The organism is Ilumatobacter fluminis (assembly GCF_004364865.1).
Lineage (GTDB): Bacteria > Actinomycetota > Acidimicrobiia > Acidimicrobiales > Ilumatobacteraceae > Ilumatobacter > Ilumatobacter fluminis.
This window is the reverse complement of record NZ_SOAU01000001.1, coordinates 262,914-284,447: the sequence shown is the minus strand read 5'-3', so window position 1 is coordinate 284,447 and position 21,534 is coordinate 262,914. Positions and strand designations below refer to the sequence as shown.

General features: G+C 70.4%; 23 protein-coding genes. 9 read left to right on the top strand and 14 right to left on the bottom strand.

The features are described 5' to 3' along the window. Positions 1-12: 12 nt before the first annotated feature. From BDK89_RS01235 to BDK89_RS01195, 10 genes are all read right to left on the bottom strand, one after another. Positions 13-468: a hypothetical protein gene (locus tag BDK89_RS01235; RefSeq protein ID WP_133867224.1), complete on the bottom strand. Its 456-nt coding sequence runs from the start codon at positions 466-468 to the stop codon at positions 13-15. Continuing rightward, positions 465-887 carry a hypothetical protein gene (locus BDK89_RS01230; protein ID WP_133867223.1) on the bottom strand — a complete coding sequence of 141 codons (423 nt, stop codon included), beginning with the start codon at positions 885-887 and terminating at the stop codon, positions 465-467. Before BDK89_RS01230 ends, BDK89_RS01235 begins: the two co-directional genes overlap by 4 nt. Further along, positions 884-1,378 carry a TadE/TadG family type IV pilus assembly protein gene (locus BDK89_RS21540; RefSeq protein WP_279586759.1) on the bottom strand — a complete coding sequence of 165 codons (495 nt, stop codon included), beginning with the start codon at positions 1,376-1,378 and terminating at the stop codon, positions 884-886. Before BDK89_RS21540 ends, BDK89_RS01230 begins: the two co-directional genes overlap by 4 nt. Then, complete coding sequence (locus tag BDK89_RS21535; RefSeq protein WP_166657296.1) at positions 1,267-1,503, bottom strand: hypothetical protein; 237 nt, start codon at positions 1,501-1,503, stop codon at positions 1,267-1,269. The genes BDK89_RS21540 and BDK89_RS21535 overlap by 112 nt, the downstream gene beginning before the upstream one ends. 64 nt (positions 1,504-1,567) lie before the next feature. After that, positions 1,568-2,443 carry a type II secretion system F family protein gene (locus BDK89_RS01220; protein WP_133867221.1) on the bottom strand — a complete coding sequence of 292 codons (876 nt, stop codon included), beginning with the start codon at positions 2,441-2,443 and terminating at the stop codon, positions 1,568-1,570. Beyond that, positions 2,440-3,285: a type II secretion system F family protein gene (locus BDK89_RS01215; RefSeq protein WP_133867220.1), complete on the bottom strand. Its 846-nt coding sequence runs from the start codon at positions 3,283-3,285 to the stop codon at positions 2,440-2,442. Before BDK89_RS01215 ends, BDK89_RS01220 begins: the two co-directional genes overlap by 4 nt. After that, a complete protein-coding gene (locus BDK89_RS01210; protein ID WP_133867219.1) occupies positions 3,282-4,679 on the bottom strand; it encodes a TadA family conjugal transfer-associated ATPase in 1,398 nt (465 codons plus the stop codon). Before BDK89_RS01210 ends, BDK89_RS01215 begins: the two co-directional genes overlap by 4 nt. Next, positions 4,676-5,437, bottom strand: coding sequence for a CpaE/TadZ family protein (locus tag BDK89_RS01205; RefSeq protein ID WP_133867218.1), 762 nt, complete (start codon positions 5,435-5,437; stop codon positions 4,676-4,678). Before BDK89_RS01205 ends, BDK89_RS01210 begins: the two co-directional genes overlap by 4 nt. Beyond that, positions 5,437-6,066 (bottom strand): SAF domain-containing protein, encoded by a 630-nt coding sequence (locus tag BDK89_RS01200; protein WP_133867217.1) that lies wholly within the window; start codon positions 6,064-6,066, stop codon positions 5,437-5,439. Before BDK89_RS01200 ends, BDK89_RS01205 begins: the two co-directional genes overlap by 1 nt. Continuing rightward, positions 6,063-6,662, bottom strand: a complete 600-nt coding sequence (locus tag BDK89_RS01195; protein WP_166657295.1) for a prepilin peptidase — start codon at positions 6,660-6,662, stop codon at positions 6,063-6,065. The genes BDK89_RS01200 and BDK89_RS01195 overlap by 4 nt, the downstream gene beginning before the upstream one ends. A 257-nt stretch (positions 6,663-6,919) precedes the next feature. Here BDK89_RS01195 and msrB point away from each other — a divergent pair, with 257 nt between their 5' ends. The 3 genes from msrB (at position 6,920) to BDK89_RS01180 (ending at position 9,357) form a co-directional block, all read left to right on the top strand. After that, positions 6,920-7,324 carry a peptide-methionine (R)-S-oxide reductase MsrB gene (gene msrB, locus BDK89_RS01190; RefSeq protein ID WP_133867215.1) on the top strand — a complete coding sequence of 135 codons (405 nt, stop codon included), beginning with the start codon at positions 6,920-6,922 and terminating at the stop codon, positions 7,322-7,324. Positions 7,325-7,399: 75 nt separating this feature from the next. Beyond that, complete coding sequence (locus tag BDK89_RS01185; RefSeq protein ID WP_133867214.1) at positions 7,400-8,509, top strand: alpha/beta hydrolase family protein; 1,110 nt, start codon at positions 7,400-7,402, stop codon at positions 8,507-8,509. 65 nt (positions 8,510-8,574) lie between these two features. Further along, entirely contained in the window at positions 8,575-9,357 is a 783-nt protein-coding gene (locus tag BDK89_RS01180) for a hypothetical protein (protein WP_133867213.1), read from the top strand. 360 nt (positions 9,358-9,717) lie between these two features. On the opposite strand, the gene BDK89_RS01175 is transcribed toward BDK89_RS01180, so the two are convergent. Further along, on the bottom strand, positions 9,718-11,934 hold the full coding sequence (locus BDK89_RS01175; RefSeq protein WP_166657294.1) for an Hsp70 family protein: 2,217 nt from the start codon (positions 11,932-11,934) through the stop codon (positions 9,718-9,720). A 62-nt stretch (positions 11,935-11,996) separates the two neighbouring features. Further along, positions 11,997-12,476, bottom strand: a complete 480-nt coding sequence (locus tag BDK89_RS01170; protein ID WP_133867211.1) for a hypothetical protein — start codon at positions 12,474-12,476, stop codon at positions 11,997-11,999. A gap of 161 nt (positions 12,477-12,637) precedes the next feature. Between BDK89_RS01170 and BDK89_RS01165 the strand changes: the two genes are divergently transcribed. Genes BDK89_RS01165 through BDK89_RS01145 form a run of 5 tightly spaced genes read left to right on the top strand, consistent with a single transcriptional unit; the run spans position 12,638 to position 19,015 of the window. Beyond that, complete coding sequence (locus BDK89_RS01165; protein WP_133867210.1) at positions 12,638-13,930, top strand: hypothetical protein; 1,293 nt, start codon at positions 12,638-12,640, stop codon at positions 13,928-13,930. Positions 13,931-13,932: 2 nt separating this feature from the next. Continuing rightward, the gene (locus BDK89_RS01160) at positions 13,933-15,039 is read left to right on the top strand and encodes a class I SAM-dependent DNA methyltransferase (protein WP_133867209.1); all 1,107 of its coding nucleotides are present in this window, start codon (positions 13,933-13,935) and stop codon (positions 15,037-15,039) included. A 54-nt stretch (positions 15,040-15,093) separates the two neighbouring features. Next, positions 15,094-15,771, top strand: coding sequence for a hypothetical protein (locus BDK89_RS01155; protein ID WP_133867208.1), 678 nt, complete (start codon positions 15,094-15,096; stop codon positions 15,769-15,771). Next, positions 15,768-17,585, top strand: coding sequence for a dynamin family protein (locus tag BDK89_RS01150; protein ID WP_133867207.1), 1,818 nt, complete (start codon positions 15,768-15,770; stop codon positions 17,583-17,585). The genes BDK89_RS01155 and BDK89_RS01150 overlap by 4 nt, the downstream gene beginning before the upstream one ends. Beyond that, entirely contained in the window at positions 17,582-19,015 is a 1,434-nt protein-coding gene (locus BDK89_RS01145; RefSeq protein ID WP_133867206.1) for a dynamin family protein, read from the top strand. The genes BDK89_RS01150 and BDK89_RS01145 overlap by 4 nt, the downstream gene beginning before the upstream one ends. Before the next feature lie 10 nt (positions 19,016-19,025). Here the strand turns inward: BDK89_RS01145 and BDK89_RS01140 are convergent, their stop codons facing one another. Both BDK89_RS01140 and BDK89_RS01135 read right to left on the bottom strand, forming a co-directional pair. Then, positions 19,026-19,334: a hypothetical protein gene (locus tag BDK89_RS01140; protein WP_133867205.1), complete on the bottom strand. Its 309-nt coding sequence runs from the start codon at positions 19,332-19,334 to the stop codon at positions 19,026-19,028. Next, the gene (locus tag BDK89_RS01135; RefSeq protein ID WP_133867204.1) at positions 19,331-20,731 is read right to left on the bottom strand and encodes a helix-turn-helix transcriptional regulator; all 1,401 of its coding nucleotides are present in this window, start codon (positions 20,729-20,731) and stop codon (positions 19,331-19,333) included. The genes BDK89_RS01140 and BDK89_RS01135 overlap by 4 nt, the downstream gene beginning before the upstream one ends. 287 nt (positions 20,732-21,018) lie before the next feature. Here BDK89_RS01135 and BDK89_RS01130 point away from each other — a divergent pair, with 287 nt between their 5' ends. Further along, a complete protein-coding gene (locus BDK89_RS01130) occupies positions 21,019-21,477 on the top strand; it encodes a hypothetical protein (protein ID WP_133867203.1) in 459 nt (152 codons plus the stop codon). Positions 21,478-21,534 lie beyond the last annotated feature (57 nt).

Sequence of the window (21,534 nt, the reverse complement as noted above, 5' to 3'; positions counted from 1 at the left end):
ACGGAAAACGAATCATCCGCCGACCTCGGCGTGAGCGACCCCGGTGACCGACAGCGACCCGTCGGTGTTGTCGCCCGGGTCGGCGTTGAGCGCCAGCGTGACCGCCCAGGTGTCGGCGCGACCGTTGTCGTAGCCCTGCGCGATGATGCGCGCCTCGAGGCCGTATTGCGATGCGAGCAACTCGGCCGTCTCGCTCGCCGCTTCCCGAGCGGCACCCTCGTCGATCACCAGCGCCTCACCGGTACCACCGCGGAGCCCGCCGACGTCGATCTGTTGTGCGCCCGACCGTGCCGCTTGGAAGGCGACCGATTGCAGCGCCGATCGGTCGGACACCCGCTGGTTCACGTCGCGAGCGAGCCAGATCGCCGCTGCCCCGGTGAAGGTGAACATCACGACCAGCGCCACCACGAACGCCTGGCCGCGGTCGCCGCGAAGTCGGCGGTCATCCGACGGAGCGACGGCGCTCATCCGCCGGACCTGAATCGATCGACCGTGGCGTGCGCCACGACGGGATCGCTGAGTTCGCCGTCGCCCCCGCCCGGGCACCCGACGATGACCGTGACCACTCCTCCGGACATCGCACCGGCGTCGACCGGCACACCGCTGTCGTTCGCATACGACGTGTCGGCACGCGGTCGGTCGGGCTTGCAGATCGAGTCGTCGGCGAACATGTCGTCGACGAGCCGTTGCGCGGCCGCTCCCGCCGAGGAGACGTCACGCTCCAGCGCAGCGGCTTGCGCGGCGGCCTCGGCAGCGGTGCGGAGTTGAGCGTCGGTGTCGACGGCTCGGCCCAGTGTGACCACGAGCAGGGCGAGGCCGATCGACGCCGGCGCGATCAGGACGAGTCCCAGGGCGTTGGCAACGCCGCGGTCACGCCGGACGTTCACGGCCGGTATTCCTCCACCGGCACGGCCTCGGTCACCTCGAAATCGGACGACGTGCCGGTGATGATGCCGTGGGCCGTCGCAGCGATGGTCACACGGACCGTGCCGGACGCCTCGACGATCGTGACCTCCCTCAGCTCGAGCACCGACTTGTCGTCGAGCGACTCGCTCGTCGAGCGTCGGACGTCTGCGGGTTCGGCGCCGAAGCGGCCGACCAGGACCGCCGCATCGCGCGCTGCGGCTCGTGCCTCGGTGCGGGCGTGGGTCCACATCGCTGCCTGGAACGCCATGAACGCGACCACCGTGAAGATGGGCGTCAGGAGCACCAAGGTCAGTGAGGTCGAGCCGCGGTCGCGACCCGACGCTGACAGCGGGGGCTCGGTCAGGGGGCGACCGGCTGGTCGATGTTGTCGGTCTCGTTGGCCGTGTCGATGATCTGCGTCCAGAGGATGGCCGCCACCACCGCGACGCTCACGCCGACGGCGACGAACCACAGCACCTGCTCGAGCGAGACGGCGCCGCGGTCGCGTCGCTCCAGCGCCTCGTCGGTCGGGTCGGCGTCGTCGGGGACGAGGCGCAGCAGGTTCGAGTAGAGCTGCTGGGTCGCAGCCTGCATCATCAATCGCATGGTGGTTGCTCCTTGTGGTGACTGGGATCGGGACGTGCGCTCGGCTGCTCATCGGTCAGGTGAGGCTGAGCGCCGGGTAGATGACGAGCGACATGAAAATCAGCGCCATACCCACGATGGGTGTGGTGAGGCGGCTCGTGCGGAGGCGGGCCTCGGACTCCTGCTCCGTCGCGAGGGCGGAGCGGAGGGTGGCGCACTTGGCGGCGAGGGTGCGGGCAACGGGGGCGCCCTCGGCGGCGCTGAGCGCGGCCGTGCTCGCCACTTGCTGGAGCTCGTCGAGTCCGAGTTCGTCGCCGGTGCGATCGAGTGCATCGGTGAGGCTGGCGCCGCGAGCGCCCGACTCCCGCATCCGTCGTCGGAGCTCGACGAAGAGGCGACCGTCGCCTGCGGCGGCAGCCTGCTCGAGCGCTCCCTCGTAGCCGGTGTTGCCGGCGAGCAGCATCGTGACGACGTCGAGGTAGGCCGACACCTGATAGCGGAGATCGCTACGGATCCGTTCCGCCTCCTCGACGGTCGCCGTGTGGACGACGAACGGTCCGACCGCGGCACCGGCGAGCGACAAGAGCAACGGCGCGTACCAGCCGAGACCGATCACACCGGCGGATTGCAGGAGCAACACCACGAGCCCCGGCAGGACGAAGCCGACGAGGGCCGCCGTGAGCAAGAACACCGCGTGCTGTTCGACGGGTCGACCGACGAGAGCGAGTTCGGCGTCGGTCGGGAACAGACGAGGATGGCGACGTGCGGCGTCGGACAGGGGACCGGTCCAGCGGTCGCTGCTGCGGGTGTCGGTGCGCCCGGTGGCCGGGCGTTGGAGGTGAGCGACGACGCGTTCGAGCGACGGCGCCGGCTGCAGGTAGCCGCTCGCGGCGAGTAACAGCCCGCCGACGCCGACGAGCGTCACGACCACGATCACACCGACGCCGCTCATCGCCCTCCTCCCGCCGGTTGGGTGGCGACACCGGTCAGGAAGCGGCCGGGCCGAGGGAACCGTGCCAGGTGCTGAACCCGGACGATGAGCCCGACGTAGCCGGCAAGGGCGAGCCCGAGGAAGATCTGACCGCCCGTCGTGTCGTAAGCGGCGAGGTACTCGCTGCGACCGAAGACGAGCAGGAGGAGCACGAGCGTCGCCATGATGGCGGTGAGCGCCTGCACCTCACGCCGCGTCGGCGCACGCTCGGCTTCGACGAGTCGACGGCGGTCGACCTGCTCGCGGGTCTGCTCGGCGAGCGAGGTGAGGACCGGCACCGTTCGGGCGCCACGACGGATCGCGATCGCCAGCCCGGCGGCGACGAGGTCGGCGAGCGGATCGTCGAGATCGTCGGCGAACCGCCGGAACGCGACCTCGGGATCCTGCTGACCCAGGCCCACTGCGAGGCGGCGGACGTGCGGTCGGATGACGGGCGAGCACGCTCCCACGGTCGACGTGATGGCGCCGATCGGTTGCTCACCGGCCATGAGGACGTCGCGGACGTTCTCGACCCAGCTGGCGAGTGCGTCGAGGCGCTGGATCTCGGCGTCACTGGATCGCTGGCGTTGCTGCCAGCCGCCGATTGCCCACGCCGCACCGACGCCGAGGACAGCGCCCGGCACGATCCATCCCGACACCAGTGCGACGGTCGTACCGATCGCCAGCCCGCCGAGCGCACGAATGGCGAGACGACGCGTGCGGCGCGGGTCGGACGGCACCGACGGCGCATCGCTCGGTGGGATGACCGCGATCGCCACCCCGACGACGAACACCACGGTGGTGAGCACGACGAGCGCGATCACGACGGTCCGCTCCCGGGTGCGAACGAGCGCGGGTCGTAACCCGCGAGCCGAAGTCGTTGGAGGTGACGCGTAGACAGCGGGGCGACCTGAGTGAGTCGCCCGCTGTCGCCGATCGACCACACCTCGGTCGTGGCGAGGCCGCCCCGTTCGCCGAGTCCACCGATCTCGATGATGGAGGTGACACGCCGCTGCGGCACGGCGTCGTCGTCGGCTTCGTTGCGGACGAGGTCGATGTGGACGATGAAGTCGACGGTCTGGGCGATCAGGCTCCACACCGCGAACTCCGGCAGGCTCGTGTTCGACTTCGACACGTAGTAGGCCAGCCGCTGCACCACGACGTCGGAGGTGTGCGCGTGGATCGTGGCGAGCGAGCCGCGCTTGCACATCGACGCCACGTCGAGCATGTCGAGTGCCTCGTCCTCCACCAGCTCGCCGACGACCACGCGGTCGGGATTCAGGCGACGGGTGAGTTCGACCAGCTGGCGGGTCGTGATCTCGCCCTCCCCTTCCGCGTTCGCGTGGCGGGTGTAGAGCGCCGGCGCGTCGGGGTGCCGGGGGTCGTCTTCGAGCTTGAGCTCGAGCAGGTTCTTCTCGACGGTGATGATGCGCTCGCGTGGCGACACGGCACCGAGCAGCTCGGTGAGCAGCGTCGTCTTGCCCGCGCCGGGAGGTCCGCTGACGAGGATGGTGAAGCCGCATCGGACCATCGCCTCGAGCTGGCTCACCATGCCGGTCGGGAACATGCCGCGGCTGGCCAGCCCGCCGAGTCCCTCACGCTGCAGGACGAAGCGTCGAATGGCGATCCGGGGGTGCGTCGACACGCCGTGCTCACTACGGCCGCCGAGCACCATGACCACGCGAGAGCCGTCGTCGGCCTGGAACGTGAGCATCGGCGACTGGGTGTCGAGGCGGCCCTCACCCGTGCCGGTCATCCGCCTCGCCAACCGCTTCTGATACGCGGTGAGCGATGCGGGCGACTCCCAGAGCGCACCGACGTCGACCTTGCGGCCGTCGGTGTAGGTGACCCACGTCGACGTGTGCGAGTTGACGTCGATCTCCTCGACGGACGGATCGGTCATGTACGGCTCGAGCGGACCGGTGCCGGTCAGTTCGGCGACGACACGGGCACGAATGTCGCGGTCGGCCATCTCCGACAGCGGCGAGGCGCCGCGACGAAGACGGTCCTGGTTGACCTGGGCGATCTCCTCGCTCAGCCACGAACCGACGAGCAACTGCTGACGGCGGGCGTCGCCCGACAGCGCCGGCGTCGAGCCGTTGCGCTCGGCGCCGTCGTGCTCGTCCGCCTCGATCGCCTCCACCAATCTGCCGGCGACCCGGTCGGTGACGAACCGGACGAGCGCCGCGCGTTCCTCGGCCGAGTCGATGGTGGTCATCGCGCCGTCTTCCAAAGTGGGTCGGCGGTCGCCTGGAGCGACCGATCGACACTGACGGCCAGGTCGCGTGCGGCCCGGATCAGCGGGAGCCGACCGAGCCGCTTGGCCGACACGCCGGTCCGGCCGGCGAGCACCGCAGCCGCCAACTCGTCGACGGGGAGACCGACCACCGGTGTCGCGCCGACGCCATCCGCGAGGAAGCGCTCGATCTCGGCGATCGAGAACGGCTCGGCGCCGATCACGGCGACGACGACCGACGACGTGGATCGTCCGGCACGGTCGACGTGCTCGATGAGGCGCTGCAATCGAACGGCCGCCGCTCGCGCCGACTGGGTCGACTGCCGGTGGACGACCACGGTGATGGCCGCTGCCCCGAGGAACGGGTTCGGGAGCGGGGCGTGACGACCGACGTCGACGATCGCGACCGGCGTACGCATGGCGGAGAGGACGGGCACGACGGTGCGGGCCGCCTCGTCGACCGCCTGGGTCGCCTCGGCCAGCGACGACGGTGCCGGCAGGACGCGCAGTCCGTTGCCGGCCAGGCGGGTCAGCCGCTCGATGTCGGGCCAGGCCCCGTCGAGCACCCGGGTCACGACGCTCGAGAGCGACGGTTCGACGGGCATGTCGAACCAGGCAGCGGCGTCACCACCGGAGGGGTCCGCCTCCACGAGGACGAGATCGTCACCCGAGGCCCAGGCCGCCGCCAGCGCGACCGACGTCGTCGTCGACGCATCCCCGGTCACGGCGACGATCGACATCAGCTGCCGTTCGCCTCGGTTGCGGGGTCGACCTGCGGATCGAGCAGGGCGACGAGAAAGTCGTCTCCACCGGCGACGATGGCTGCGTCGGCTTCGGCGACCTCGACCGACAGCGAGTCCGCTCCCCCGACGTCGTTGCGGGCGATCGAGACGACACGCCCCTCGATACCGCCACCGTCCGGCAGGACGAGCCGGACGCGGGACCGCTCGGTGATGCCGGTCGGGACGAGCCCGTCGGCGGGCGCCACCGCCACGACCGCCGTTCCGGCCGTCACGAGTGGATCCGGTTGGACGACATAGATGGAGGCCAGCGAGCCGGACGGGATGAAGGTGCGTGCGTACTGGTTGACGATGCTGCCGAGCTGGTCGGCGGTGACGAGATCGGCGCCGGCGACGTCACCGTCGATCTCGACGAGTCGCACGTCGGCGCTGCCGATCCGCTCCCCGGCTCGCACGTTGTCGACGAACTGGACGACCTCGGTCGAGTCGCTGAGCGAGGTGTAGATGAGGACGTTCGCCAGGACAGCGGCCGCAGCGATCGCCACACCGGCGGCGATGCGGGCACGCCGTCGCGAGCCGGGACGGAAGCCGCGGGCCTCACCGTCGACGTGGGCGGAGTCGTTGGTCATGCGAGGGGGCTCCTGGTGGCGACGGCGAACACGAGGGTGACGCAGGTGCCGAGGAACAACGACGGGCCGAACGGCACCTGCCGGCTGCGGACGGCGACGGCGCCGAGCACCGCAGCGGCGCTGGCGACCGTGAGGGCCGTCATGGCGAGGAAGAGCCGGTCGCCGACGTCGATCCCGACGATGCCGAGCAACCCGCCGATCGCTGCTGCGTACTTCACGTCGCCGAACGCCATCGAGCAGGGCGAGGCGAGATGGAACGCGAGCAGCGGGGCGCCCAGCGCGAGTGCGCCGGTGAGGAATGCGATCGCACCGCCGGCGCCGTCGATGATGACTGCCGCGGTCAAGCCGAGCACTGCGATGAGCGCGACCAGTCGATCGGGCAACCGGCCGCGGCGGAGGTCGTCGCCGGCGGCAGCTCCGGCAGCGACGAGGGCCGACGCGAACCAGAGCGCCGTCGTGCCGCCGAACGATGTGAGGAGTCCGGCGGCGGCAAGCCCGGCAACGGCGCCGAGCATCGGGGCGCGCCGGATCGGCTTCCCGCCATCGCCGAACGAGTCGACGATCCGGACGTCATCGCGCGAGGTCGTGGTGGACATAGGACTGAACGTCGATCGGATCGGGGTCATGGTAGACGGTCGGTGAGACGTCGGTCACAGGCCGTGAAGGACACCTCGTCGACCACAGGAAGGTGACGGGAACGCACGAACGGAAACGAGGTCGCGAATTTCCCGATCGTGACGCAGAGTTCCCGACGCCGACTCCATCCGGATGTTGTCGCCGGAACGTCCGAAACAGTTCGCGAACTCGCGTGCCCGACGGTTTGGTGGGCCTCCGGATGCGGCATCCTGGGTGCATGGCTGATCGACCGGACGTTCCCACCACCGAGGAGCTGAAGCTCAAGCTGACGCCGATGCAGTTCCACGTCACGCAGGAAGCGGGCACCGAACGTGCCTTCACCGGCGAGTACTGGGACACGAAAGACCCGGGCACCTACGAGTGCATCGTGTGCGGCATCGACCTGTTCGACTCCGACACCAAGTACGACTCGCACTGCGGCTGGCCGAGCTTCTTCGACGCGCTCGACTCCGACAAGATCGAGTACATCGAAGACCGCAGCCACGGCATGGTGCGCACCGAGGTCCGCTGCAACAACTGCGGCGCCCACCTCGGCCACATCTTCCCCGACGGCCCCGAGCCGACCGGCCAGCGCTACTGCATCAACTCGGCGAGCATCAACCTCCAGAAGCGCGACGCCTGACGCCGTCATCGCCGCTGTCGCGAACCGGGAATCTTCCCGATGTTCCGGGATCCGGGCATCGGGTTCGATCTGGGTATGCGTACGAGCGGCGGTTCCCGATCATCCATCCTGACCACCCGGCTGTCGGCCGGGCTGGCCGTCGGCCTGTTGGCGGTCGGCTGCCAGCCCGGCCTGCGGGGTGAGGCCACCGAGGCGACGGCGACGACGGCCGGTCTGGCCGTCTCCACCACGGCGTCGGTTGCCGACGTGACGGCGCCGGCGCACCGCAGCGCCGGGCGCAACGGTGTGGTCGAGCTGTTCTACGAAGACGTGACCGGGGCCGACCGGGCGGTCCGGTTCGAGGTGCGGATGCCGGCCGCCGTCGGCGACGCCGTGGACGCCGACGGCGAGGTGCCGGTGGTGGTCTGGTCGCACGGCGGGAGCCGCGGCAAGGACGACCCCGGCCGGGTCGGCGAGACGTGGGGCAAGGCGTTCAACGAGGCCGGTTACGCCTTCGTCGCCGTCGCCCACCCCGGCCGTTCCGCCGAGGAACGCGAGGCCGTGTGCGACGCCGTCGGAGCGTCGCCGTGCGAGCTGTACAACACGCTCTACTGGGATCGACCGCACGACGTGCAGCAGGTGTTCGACTGGATCGACGAACGCGGCGCCGAAGCGGGCATCGACGCCGACCGGATCGTCTACGGCGGACACTCGGCCGGAGCGATCAGCACGATGGTGGTCGCCGGTGTCGACTGGGTGTTCGACGACGAGCTGGCACCGCCGAGCGACGACCGCCCGATCGCGTTCGTGACCGCCTCCCCGCCCGGTGTGGAGGCCCGTTCGCTGACCGAGGACCGGTTCGACGAGCTCGACCGGCCGATGCTGTTCCTGACGGGTAAAGGCGACTCCACCGGGTCGACCCAGGCGACCGATCGGCGTGCCACGTTCTCGCTGCTCCCGGACGACCCGACCAGCTTCATGCTCTGGGTCGACCACGGCGCCGCCCGCCACGACGCGTTCAACCTGAGCCGGAGCGGGTGTCAGCGGGCCGGCGGCAGCGCAGAACAGTGCCGCACGATGGTGCGCACGATCGCCCGGGTCGGCACCGAGTTCGTCGACACCGTCACCACCGACGGCGACCCCAGCACCTACTTCGACCTCGTCGACCAGAACCTCTCCGGCCCCTTCGACTGGCACCACACCTGAGCCGATCCGGCCGGGACGAGTCGACGGTGTCCGACGAGGCGGACGTCATCTGACATCCTGACTCGATGATCGAGCTGCGGGTCGGTGACCTCCCGGCGGAGGTATGGCCATCTCCCAAGGACAACATCCCGGAGCGTCGGCGCGCCGATCTCCACGACGACCTCTGGGAGCTGGTCCGCGACGGGTTCGCGCCGATCGCAGACGTCGTCGACGACGCCGATGTCGAGAAGTTCCTCCTCGGTGCCGAGGTCGGCATCTACCTGTTCGAACAGGGTCGCTGCCGTGCCGTGTTCATGGTCGATGCGATCGAGCTGGCTGCCGGGCGAGTGCTCTATCTGGCGCTCGCCGCCGTGCACTCGAGCCTGCGCGGCAGCGGCTTCTACCTACCGATGGTCCTGCTCCGCATGGCGCTCGGGCGGGCCTGGCACTGCACGTGGTGGGCCACTCGCACCGCCAACCCGATCGTGGCCGAGACGTTCGGCCGCTTCGACCCGTACCCGTGGCGGGACGACCGAGCGTCGCAGGCCGCCGCGGCCGAGCTCGGGGCGGAGCTCCGTGCGCGATTCAGCGTTGGAGACACACCCGCGCCTCACGAGTTCGACGTGCGAACCGGCGTGCTGACCGCCGCCTACCCGATCGCTCTGTACGACTCGTTGCCGGCAGGCGGCGGACCCCGGGTGCGGGACCACTTCGCTCGCCACCTCGAGCTCGAGCGGGGCGACGCACTCCTGCTCCTCGGTCCGCTCGATGACGCGATCGACCAACTCGCGCCGCGCTGCGACGAGCTGCTCGGCCGCCCGTTCCCGTCGCTCCTCGATTCGCTCGCGTCCCTGCACCCCGAACCCTGACCTGGCCCGATCGCAGGTCGGGTCAGGTGCCACAGGTGACGGGTGAGGCACAGCCGAACCCGTTACCGACGGTCACCCGACCCGGGGTCCTGTGGGTCGCACCGACGGCTTGAGCTCTTCGGTTCGCACACCGTTCCCGGGTCAGGTGATCTCCGGTAACGGCTCGTTCCTCGCCGTCACCTGCGACACCTGACCCGCACGCTCTCCGACACCCGGGCCGCTGACTCTCGACCGACACGGGTCAGGTGCCACAGGTGACGGGTGAGGCACAGCCGAACCCGTTACCGACGGTCACCTGACCCGGGGTCCTGTGGGTCGCACCGACGGCTCGAGCGTTCGGTTTCGCGCACCGTTCCCGGCTCAGGGGGCGGTGAGGGTGATGATGTTGGTGTCGGTGGAGACGATGGCGGGGCCGTTGCCGGTGGGGCTGGTCGCCAGGATCGACGAGACACCCTCGAGTGGGGTGCCGGCGATCGGTGCGGCACCGGTGTAGGTGCCGTCGATCTCGACGACGTGGACGAGCTGATCGGTGAGGTCGATCACGCACCAGCGGCCGTTGCACGAGGCGACGCCATCAACCGAGCCGAAGCCGTCGACCACGTTCCGGTTGTCGACCCGGTCGTACACCCAGAGCTGCACGGCGCCATCGGCCGTGCCGCCGACGGCGAGCTGCTCGGTCGAGCCGGCGGCAATCGCCGTGGCGAGGAGGCCCTCGAAGGTGCTGTTGTCCCGCTCGGAGCAACCGTCGGCCTCGGCACGCAGGCGCAGCACCGTGCCGTCGACGATCGGGAACGACACACCGTCGCTGTTGACCGTGAGCGGCCCCGTGAGCAGATCGCACTGCACGACGTTGCCGGTGGAGCCGTTCACGATGACGCCGCCGGCCGGTGTGGCCACCGCCATCGCGTCGCCCGCCGCGGCGGCGCCGTTCGGCGAGTCGAGCAGGGTGACACCGGTCGGGATGCGAGCAGTCAGGTCGAGCGAGCACGGGTCGACCGTCGCGCCGTCGAGGTTCGACACGCCGTCGTCACCGACGGCGACCAGGGCGCCCGACTGGAACACGACGCCGAGGATCGACGAGTCGGCCGGGCCGCACTCCTGGATCGCCACGTCGACGACGGGCACGTCGGGAGCCGTGGTGGCGGGAGCGTCGGTCGACGGGGTCGTGGTGGCGGGCGGTTCCGTCGTCGGCGGTTCGGTGGTGGGTGGGTCGGTCGCCGGCACCGTCGTCGCTCCGGGCACGGTGGTGGCCGGCACGGTGGTGGCACCGGGCACGGTCGTGGCCGGCGCGGTCGTCTCGACCGACGCTTCCTCGTCGTCGTCGCCACCGCCGGCGAACGCGAAGTACCCGCCGATGGCGGCGAGCACGAGCACGACGATGCCGACCGGCAGCAGCCAGCCCGGACGACCCGACCCCGACGACGCATCGTCGCCGGCGGCCCGGGCGGCGGCAGTCGCCGCTCCCGCTGCCACCGGGGCGGCGGCCACCGGCGCGGGCTCGAGCCCGCCGGCAGCGACCATCGCCGTACCCATCGAGATCGCCAGGTGGGGCGATGTCGCCGTGACGACGGGGCGCCCCGTGTGCTCGCTCACCGCCTGGGCGACGGCGGGGATGTTCGACGATCCGCCGACCAGGAGCACCGACGAGATCGCCTCCCAGCCACCGGCGGAGGCGACCACCCGGTCGAGCACGGCGAGCGAGTCGGCAAGGCGAGGGCGCACCATCGCCTCGAACTCGGCGCGGGTGATGCGCACGGTCGTCTGCAACGACGGGAGCGAGACGTTGACGTCGGCGTCGCTGTCCTGGCTCAGATGCTCCTTGGCGGCCTGACACTCGGCCCGCAGCCGCATCAGCGCGGAACGGGCCTCGGGGTCGGACGAGTCGAGGGCGAACACCTGCCCGTCGAGCACCGAGTCGACGTGGGCCATGATCGCCTGGTCGAAGTCGATGCCGCCAAGACGCTCGACGCCTTCGGGCGTGCCGACCACCGACACCTCGGCGCCCGCTGTGGCTCCCATCTGGACGACGGCGGCATCGAACGTTCCCCCGCCGAGGTCGTACACGGCCACCCGTGAATCGGCCTCGACCCGGTCACGGTTTGCGACGGCGGCGGCGACGGGCTCGGGCACCAGCACGACCTCGTCGAGGCCGGCGTGCCGTCCGGCGTCGCGCAACAGATCGAGTCGGAACGGACCCCACGACGCGGGGTGCGCCAGACCGACGACGGCGGGGCTGCCGCCCTCGTTGCGCTCGACCCGCTGCAACACCTCACCGAGCAGATGCCCGGTCAGCACCTCGGCGCCGTAGGTCTCGGAGCCGAGCACGATCGGTGTCGCATCGCCCAGTCGGCGCTTGAACTCGCGGGCCGTCGTCTGCGGGTGCGACACGAGTCGACGCTCGGCGGCTTCGCCCGCGACGACGCCCTCGTCGGTGATCGACACGACGGAGGGGATCGTCTGCGACGTGCCGGTGAGCTGCACCACACGGGCGCGTTCACCCGGCGGTTCGCTGACGGCGGCGCAGGTGTACGTGGTTCCGAGGTCGACTCCGACGGCGAAGCGTGGTCCGGCTGGCATGGCGCCCATCATGGCCGACCGGCTTCGGCCGGGCTTCAACCACGTCGCCAGAGGCGCCGCCGTCAGGGCTCCGAGGTGGCGGCGGCGAGGATCACCTCGACGAACCCACGGATCGACGGCGCGACCTGAGTGATCGCCACGGGACCCGGCTCGTAGTGGCCGTTGCGAATCGTCGACGGCGGCAGCATCCAGACCGAACCGTCGGCGGACAGGACGAACCAGTCACCACCGCCGCTCGACCCGAACGGTGTGCACGGCCCGAATCCGTCGATCTCCGTCGGGACGTCGGACCTGGGCCGTCGACGGTCGGCCGGATGGACGAACCAGCCGTTGCCGACATCGGCCGCCCGGATCTCGCTGCACTGGCGGTCGAACCGCGCGACGTCGCCGAGGTCGTCGTCGACATCGTTGCCTGCATCGGCAGCGCCGGTTGCCCAGACGACTCGGTTCGCCGACCGCTCGGCCCACGGCACTGCCTCGGCGATCGCAGCGAGCGCCGCGTCGAGTCGATCGAGCAACTCTCGATCGACCGGCGCACCCATCGCCTCATCGTCGCACGACCGGAGGTGGCCGGGCACCGAAAGAGTTCCCGAAGGTCGTCTGATTGTGTGGATCGGGAGGATTCCCGATGCCGCATCCCGCGTGGCTCGGGATGATGTCTTCACACACGGAGCGGACGCTCCGACGAGGAGAGGAGCCCACCATGCCCGAACTGCCCGACGACGACATCCAACGCATGCCCGACGCCGACCGGATCCGCCACCGCATCCGCGAACGTCGTGAGTCGGAGCAGACGGAGCAGACCGGCGACGGTGTGAAGTTCGAGGCGCCGAGTGACGATCCGACCTCGACGAATCTGAAGTGGAACAACATCGTCGATGGCGGCGACACGACCGCCATGAAGCTCGACGGCGCCGAGCATCTCGATCCGAACGACCCGGCGTCGTGGAAGGTCGACCAGGTCAAGACGGCCGACATCGTCGACGACGGCAGTCCCACCTCGTGGAAGAGCGGCGACATCGTCGATGACGGCGACGGCACCGCGTGGAAGAGCGGCGACATCATCGACCCGCTCGATCGCGACTGGAAGGTCGAGGAAGGCGAGAGCCTGCGCGACGCCGCAGCCACCGGACAGGTCAAGACCGGCGAGTTCATCGACACCGACACCGACAGCGTCGTCGACCACAAAGCCGACGACGTCGCGATGAAGCTCGACCGGCCCGAGACCAACTTCGAGGAGATCAAGGTCACCTTCGACGGCCCGATCTCCCCCGCCCACAAGGCCGGCGAGATCACCGATCCCATCGACCCGACCTGGAAGGTCGAGGAAGGCGAGAGCCTGACCGACACCGCAGCCACCGGACAGGTCAAGACCGGCGAGTTCATCGACACCGACACCGACAGCGTCGTCGACCACAAAGCCGACGACATCGACGGACCCGTCACCAACGATCCCCTCGCCTACGAGGAGATCAAGGTCACCCTCACCGACCCCCTGCCCGACGGAGTCGTCGATCACAAGGCCGACGACGTCGTCGATCACAAGGCCGATGACGTGGACGGCCCGATCAGCAACGACCCGTTCAACTACGAAGAGATCAAGGTCACCTTCGACGATCCGATCACCGAGAACGGGCTCGTCGACAAGGCCTCGCCGCAGCTCGACAAGTCGTCGCCGAAGGGTCTTCCCGTCGACGAGACCGCCGACGTCACCAACTCCGACGGCAACAGTGTCATCGACGGCACCTTCAAATTCGCCGTGCCGACCGATGTGCCCCGCGAGGGCGAGTCGTTCAAGGATGTGTCCGGCATGGACGAGGCGATCGTGCCGACCGGTGAAACGGCGATGCAGCAGACGGCCGACCCCGTCGGCGATGCGCTGGCGCCGCTCGACGGTGGGGATCAGCTCGTTGACCCGGCACCCGATTCGGCCGACCTCATCGCCCAGATCGACGGAGTGCACGACGACGGACTCGACGACTCGTTCGGAGCCTGATCGTGACCGCGACGACCACGACGAGGGCGACTGCGACGCCCGTCGTCGCAGCGGATGGGCGGCGGACCCTGCGGAGCTGGCACGACGAGGTGCGAGCCCTGCATGCGGCGGGCCGCACCGGCGAGGCGATCGATCTGCTCGGTCGCCTCACCGAGGCGGTGCCCTCCGAGCCCCGCCTCCGTCACGGCCTCGTCGCGCTCCTCCGAGCCGACGGGCGCGCGGTCGACGCCGATCGGCTCGCCGTCGAGCTCGACCCGAACGACGCCGGCGCGTGGTGCCGGCTGTCGAGACACGCCCGCTGCACCCAGGATCTCGACCTGTTCGTCGAGGCGTCGCTCGGTTGGGAGGCGGCCCGACCGGGCGACCCGACCGTCGCCCACTTCGCGGCGATCGCCCGTCAGATCCGGGACGGTCACACCCACGCCCGCCCCGAAGCCGGATACATCGCCGAGCTGTTCGACCACTACGCCGACCGGTTCGAGGGCCACCTTGCGAAGCTCGGCTACCGAGGCCCCGACGTCATGGCAGACCTCGTCGCCGACCTGATCGGCGACGGCGAGCTCCGCGCCGACTCGACGCTCGCCGACCTCGGTTGCGGAACCGGCCTGGTCGGCGACCGCCTGCGCGATGCGACGCCCTGGAACGGGCATCTCACGGGCGTCGACCTGTCGCCCCGCATGCTCGATCACGCTGCAGCCCGAACGTTCGACAGTCGCCCCGTCTACGACGCCGTTGCCGAAGCCGACTTCGTCGACTACCTCGACACGGTCCCGACTGGGCTCGACGCGGTCGTCGCCGCTGACGCGTTCATCTACGTCGGCGACCTCCGCCCCGTGTTCGCGGCGACCGCACGGGCACTCCGTCCCGGTGGCTGGCTCGTCGCCACCCTCGAACGGCTCGCGCCGGGGGACACGGCGGCGACCACGGCGAACGGCTTCCGAGCCGATCTCTCGGGTCGCTACCTGCACGACGACGACTGGGTCGAGCGAGAGCTGCTCACCGCCGGCTTCGACGTGGTCGTGGTCGAACCGATGTCGGTCCGCCGCGAAGGACACCGCCCGACACCCGGCAGCGTCGTGGTCGCCCACCTCCCCCGCCACGCCCCATGAGATCGGGGATGTTCCCGATGTCGACCCCGAGACCGATCGTCTAGCTTCCGAACCATGGACCACGCTCCCGCCCCGAGCTGGCTCGACCGCCACCTCGACCACCGCCCCGGCTGGGCCGACGCGCCCGCCGACGGCGTCGAGATCGACCCGAGTACGGACGCCGCCGCCGCTGCCGCACTCGACGAGTCGCCCGCTCCCGCAGGCGACTCGTGGCTCGGCGACGCGATGATCACAGGCCTCACCGACGACGTCGACCAGATCGAGATCACCGAGGACGACCTCGCAGCTCGCGACGACGTCGACACCGAGTTCGCCGTCCCCACCGCTTCCGACACGGTGTCGGACACCGACTCCGAGCCGAGCCTGGTCGACCCGTTCGACGAGTTCGTCGCCGAGACGGAAGCACAGACCGAGGAACTCCCCGACCCGACCGTCGACACGGACGACACCGACGATGTGGTCGTCGACGACATCGCACCCGCACCCGCCGACCCATCGACGGCGACGCCCCCACCCGCTGACAGTGACGACGCCGGCCCGGCTGACACCGGGGTCGGCCCGTACGACGCGTTCGACTCGTTCGACGTCGCCGAGGATGCACCTGGCGGCGACGCCGTGGCCGATGGCGTCGGGGCCACCGACCCGTCGTGGACGTCGGAGCCGTCCGGCGACGACGCGGCCGACTCCGGCTACGACGCGTTCGACGACCTCGACGAGGGCACCGACGGATGAGCGTGGCCGATCTCGACCAGTCGCTCGCCGCAGCCGGTGAGCTGCTCCGCTCGGCTGGCCGCGCCGATCTCGCCGATCGCGCCCAGGCTGCACGTGTGCGGGCCGCTCGGCCGAACACGGTGGTGTGCATCGTCGGCGAGTTCAAGCAGGGCAAGAGCTCACTCCTGAACGCACTGATCGGCCAAGAGCTCTGCCCGGTCGACGACGACATCGCGACCGCGACCCTGACCCTCGTCCGCCACGGCGAGCAGGCCGACGCCGTCGTCCGCTACGTCGGTGACGACGAGCCGAAGGCCGAACGGATCGCCGTCGACGAGGTGGCCACGTACGTCACCGAACACGGGTCGACCAGCGACCGCCGGATCGAGCGCGTCGACGTGCTCGTCCCGAGCCCGCTCCTCGCCGACGGCCTCGCCCTGGTCGACTCGCCCGGCATGGGCGGCCTCGGTGCCGGTCACGCCAGCGCCACCCTCTCGTTCCTGCCGTTCGCCGACGGGCTGGTGTTCGTCAGCGACGCCACCTCCGAGTTGACGGCACCCGAGCTCGACTTCCTGGCCATCGCCCGCGAACGGTGCCCCGACGTCGTCATCGCCCTCACCAAGACCGACATCGCACCCGAATGGCGACGCATCCTCGATCTCGACCGGGCGCACCTCGACCGTCGCGACCTCGACATCCCGATCGTCCCGGTGAGTTCGGCGCTGCGCCAGGCGGCGTTCACCGCCCGCGACCGCGAACTCAACGAACGGAGCGGCATCCCCGAGCTGATCCAGGTGCTCGCGAAGCGGGTCATCGGACCGGCCAAGGCGAACGCGGCGACGCGTGCCGCCGGCGAGACCGCCGCCATGATCCGATCGACGGAGTCGGTGCTGCGCGCCGAACTCGAGGCACTCACCGATCCGGCTGCCGCCGAGCGACTCCGGGAGCAGGCAGACGCGGCGACACAGCGGCTCGAGACCTTGCGCGGCGGGTCGGCGCGTTGGCAGACCGTGCTCGGCGATCGCATCACCGACCTGTCGAGCGAGGTGACGCACCGGCTCCGCGGCCGGGTTCGCGAGACGACCCGGATCATCGAGGAACAGATCGAGACGCTGAAGACGGCCGAGCAGTGGGACGGGCTCGCCGCCACGTTGCAGAGCGACGTCGCCGACACGGTGACCGAGGCGTTCGTGTCGATCGAGACCGGCCGCGGTTCGATCCGGGCCGAACTCGCCGAGCTGCTCGCAGCCGACGACGTGATCGGGCCGAGCGAGTCACGCCAGTTCGACGTGCTCGACACGGCGTCGATGTGGCGGGCGCGCGACATCGATCCGTCGGAGTCGTCGGGCGGCCGTGCGTTCCGCACCGGCATCACGGGTCTGCGCGGCGCTCAGGGCGGCGTGCTCATGCTCGGTGTCAGCAGCCAGTTCCTCCCGCAGGCGGCGGCGCTGTTCATCGCGTCGAACCCGGTGCTGCTCGGCGCCGGCGCCCTGTTCGGTGGGTTCCAGCTGATGGACGACCGGAAACGGAAGCTGCAGCAACGGCGTCAGGGCGCGCGCACCCAGCTGCGCTCCTTCACCGACGAGGTCCAGTTCGAGGTGATGAACGAGATCACCCAGTTCCTCCGATCGGTGCAGCGCGAGCTGCGTGACGAGTTCATCGCACTGATCGGCGATCTGCAGACGAGCTGGACGGCCGCCGCCCAGCAGGCGCAACAAACCCTCGCGGCCGGCGAGCAGGCCGCAACCGAACGCGCTGCTGGGATCAGGGCAATGCTCGAACGGGGCGACACCCTCGCCGCCGGGCTCGACGAGTTGGCCGGAGGTGCGGCATGAGCGATCGGCCGAATCTCGACGTGGTCACCACCGTCGGCGAACTGTGCGACACCGCCGAGCGCCTGACGGCCGGCAGCCCACACGCCGACCGGGCGACGGCGATCGCCGAGCGCTTCCGCGGACCCCTGCGGATCGCGATCGCCGGACGCGTGAAGGCGGGCAAGTCGACCCTGCTCAACGCGCTGGTCGGCGAACGACTGGCGGCGACCGATGCGGGCGAGTGCACCCATCTGGTCACCCTGTACCACCACGCCGACGGCTACGAGGTGGCCGCCGATCTCGCCGACGGGCGCCGCGTCCCGCTCACGTTCAAGCGCGACGAGGGTGCGCTTGCGATCGACCTCGGTCGACACGCCGACGAGATCGACCGGCTCGACGTCGGCTGGCCGAGCCGCTCCCTCACCGAGATCACCCTCATCGACACGCCCGGTCTGGCGTCGCTCAACGACGAGAACAGCCAGCGAACCCAAGCGTTCCTCGACCACGATCGCACCAACCCGGCGAACGCCGACGCCGTCATCTACCTGATGCGGCACCTCCACAAGGCCGACGCCGACTTCCTCGGCTCGTTCATGGACCGATCGGTCGCCGGCGCCTCACCGGTGAACGCCGTCGCCGTGCTGTCACGGTCGGACGAGATCGGGGCGTGTCGCCCGAACGCGATGGAGTCGGCGCACCGGATCGCAAAACGCTACGCCGGCGACCCCGACGTGCGGACGTTGGTGTCTGACGTGGTCGCGGTGGCGGGTCTGCTGGCCGAGACCGGGCTGACCCTCCGGGAGTCTGAGTACGCACAGCTCGCACAACTGGCGGCGATGCCGGACGGCGAGCGAGTGCGGCTGCTGCTGTCGGTCGACGACTTCTGCGACGTGAACGCCAGCCCGCTCACCGCCGAGATCCGCCGCGACCTGCTCGACCGGCTCGGCATCTTCGGGGTCCGGGCGGCGATCGATGCGATCGTGACCGGAACGGTTGGTTCCGCCCGCGAGCTGTCCGACCATCTCGTCGACCTGTCGGGGCTGTCGGCACTCCGACGGCTGATCGCCGACCAGTTCATGCCGCGAGCACGGCTGCTGAAGGCGAGGACGACGCTCGTCGCGCTGCGAGGCCTGGTGGCCGAGTTGACCGCCGTCGGCCATCCGGATGCAGCGACCCTCGCCGCCGAGGTCGACCGGGCCGACGCCAGCGCGGCGGAGTTCGCGCTGCTCAATGCGGCGCACCTGGTGCTGTCGGGTGCGGTGAGGCTCCCGGCCGACCTCGCCACCGACGTCGAGCAGGCGATGTCGGGACCGGCGAACGCCGACCGTGATGCTGCACTGGCGGCGATGACCCGCTGGCGTGAGGTGGCGACCGATCCCCTCGCCGGCCCGCTCGAGATCACCGTCGCCGACACCATGACAAGACACCACGAACGCCGCTACACCACCTGACCCCTTCTGGTCAGTCGTCGAGGTCGATGATCTGGTCGGCGTCGGCGAGGGCGTCGGGGTCGAGGCCGGAGAAGGGGTCGCTGCCGTCGAGGAGTTGAGCGGGCAGGCCGCCGCTCAGGTCGGGGCTCGTGGCGTCGAGGTAGTCGCGCTGGCCCTCGTCGAGCCCGACGACCGGCGCCGCATCGGCCCACGGGTCGGGTGCGCCCGAGTCGCCGGAGGCCCCGAGTTCGTCGGCGGCGCGACCGGTCAGCGCGGCGTCGGGATCGGGGTCGAAGCCGGCATCGAGCAGCCAGCGGTCGACCCGACTCGTGTCGCTCATCCGGCCCTCCCCGCCCCGGCCAGTCCGGCTTGCGTGACGAGCACCGCGAGCTCGGCTCGCGACGAGATGGCGAGCTTGCGGTAGATCGACTGGAGGTGCGCGTCGACCGTCTTGACGCTCACGTACAACGTCTCGGCGGTTGCCTTGTTGGTGGCGCCACTGCCGACCACGGCCGCCACCCGTCGCTCGGCCTTCGTGAGGGCGGCGAGCGGATCGCCGTCGAGCGAACCGGCAGCGTCGGCGCGATGACGACGTCGCTCGGCGTCGGCGGCGTCGGGCGACAGGCGCGATGCGGCGAGCCACCACCGCCGCGCCTCGAGCGCGTCACGTCGGCGCTCGGCCGCCTCGGCGGCGAACTCGAGGTCGGATGCGAGCGACTCGTTCGGCTCGATCACACCGGCGACGAGGTGGGCGAGACGACGCTCCGCGTCCTGCGGCGCGTCGAGTGCCGCGGCGAGCGCCCGGTGGGCGCCACGCCTGCTGGCGGGGGCGAGTTGGTGGTAGGCGACGCTGCGGCGGATCGGGTGGTCGAACACGACCTCGCCGTCGGCGATGGTGATGATGCCGACGTCCTCAGCGGGTTCGAGGGCGGCGAGGTCGTCACCGAGGGAACGCAGTGCGGCGGCGATCACACGGACCTCGCCGGTGGGTTCGGCGGCGGCCAGGCACAGCGCCCGGCGCGTGTCGTCGGGGAGCCCTTCGACGCCGTGCGCGAACGCATGCCGGATCGGCGCGGCGACGGCGGCGAACGACGGCAACGGTTCGGTGCCGCGCCGCTGCGCATCGTCGAGGGAACGGGCGACCTCGACGGCGACGAGCGGCGATCCCTCGGCCAGCTGGGCGATTGCCCGTGCGACCGACGGGTCGATCGACCCGACGCGTCGTTCGAGCACACCGATCAGGTCGTCGGCCGACAGTGCAGTGAGCTCGATCGTCGTGACACCGTCGAGCCCGGCTGCGTCGTGTGTGCCGATGACGAGGGTCACCGAGGTCAGTTCGGCGCGTCGGGCGAGGTGGGTGATCGCATCGCCCGACGGGCCGTCGGCGAGATGGAGGTCATCGACGATCAAGGCGACGGGTCGGCCCGCCGACGCCCACTCGAACACGGCGATCGCGTAGCCGCCGTCGTCGTCGCCGGCGACGCCGCGGAGGACGGTGGCCAGTGCCTCGTCGCCGGTCGCCAACTCGCGCAGCAGCGCCGCCGGCACGTGCTGTTCGGCCGGTCGACCGGCGCCGGTGACGAGCGGTCGGCCGATGGCGTGGGCTTCGTCGGCGACAGCAGCGAGCACCGCGCTGACACCCGAACCGGCCGGGCCGACGACCGCGAGGGCGCCGGCACCGCCTGCGAGCAGGGCTCGTGCCTCGCCGATCACCTCGTCGCGACCCACCACGTCCATCGCCGCTCGACGCTAGCCAGTTCGACGCAGCCCGAACGGAAGGGGTCAGGCACCTTCTGTTCCACGAGTGGACGGTCATCAGAGTTCCTGAACAGAAGGTGCCTGACCCCTTCTGTTCCACGAGTGGACGGTCATCGGAGTTCCTGAACAGCAGGTGCCTGACCCCTTCTGTTCATTTCGAAAGATCACCTGAAGGGTCGTCACTACTGTTGTCGAGGTGCCGGCAACCACGGTCGGCACGTGATCACGAGTGTGTGCAGAGGCTGGCGATGGTGGACAAGCAGACGGTGCGAATTCCTTCGGGCGATGTCCCGGCGGTGCCGACGTTCGACGTCGACGTCGCCGACGGGTGGGTCGCGGTGACGGCACCCGGTGCAGTCGCCCGACTGAGCGACGAGCGTCACCCGACTCGTTCGATCACCGTCACCTCGCTGCGTGTCGACGACGAGACCGGGTTGCGCGACGTCGCCGTCCGGTCGTTCGCTCGCCAACGACAGGCTCACCCGTCGGCGGAGATCCGGGCGCAGCGGACGGGTCGCTTCGGCGACCGACTGGTGTACCTCCGCGAGGTCGCGATCGGCGGCACGACCCCGGTGGCGCAGCTGCAGGCGATGTTCCTCATCGAGTCGGGTCCGGCTCGCGATGCGTTCTCGTTCGTCGGCACCGCCCCCGTGGGCGAGCTCGACGAGTTCGGGCCCGTCTTCGTCGACGTGGTCGCCTCGTTCCGAGAGGCCGACCCGGCGTGAACCGCATCGATCTGGCCACCGATCGGGAGTTCTCCCGATGTGACCACAGCCGGTCCG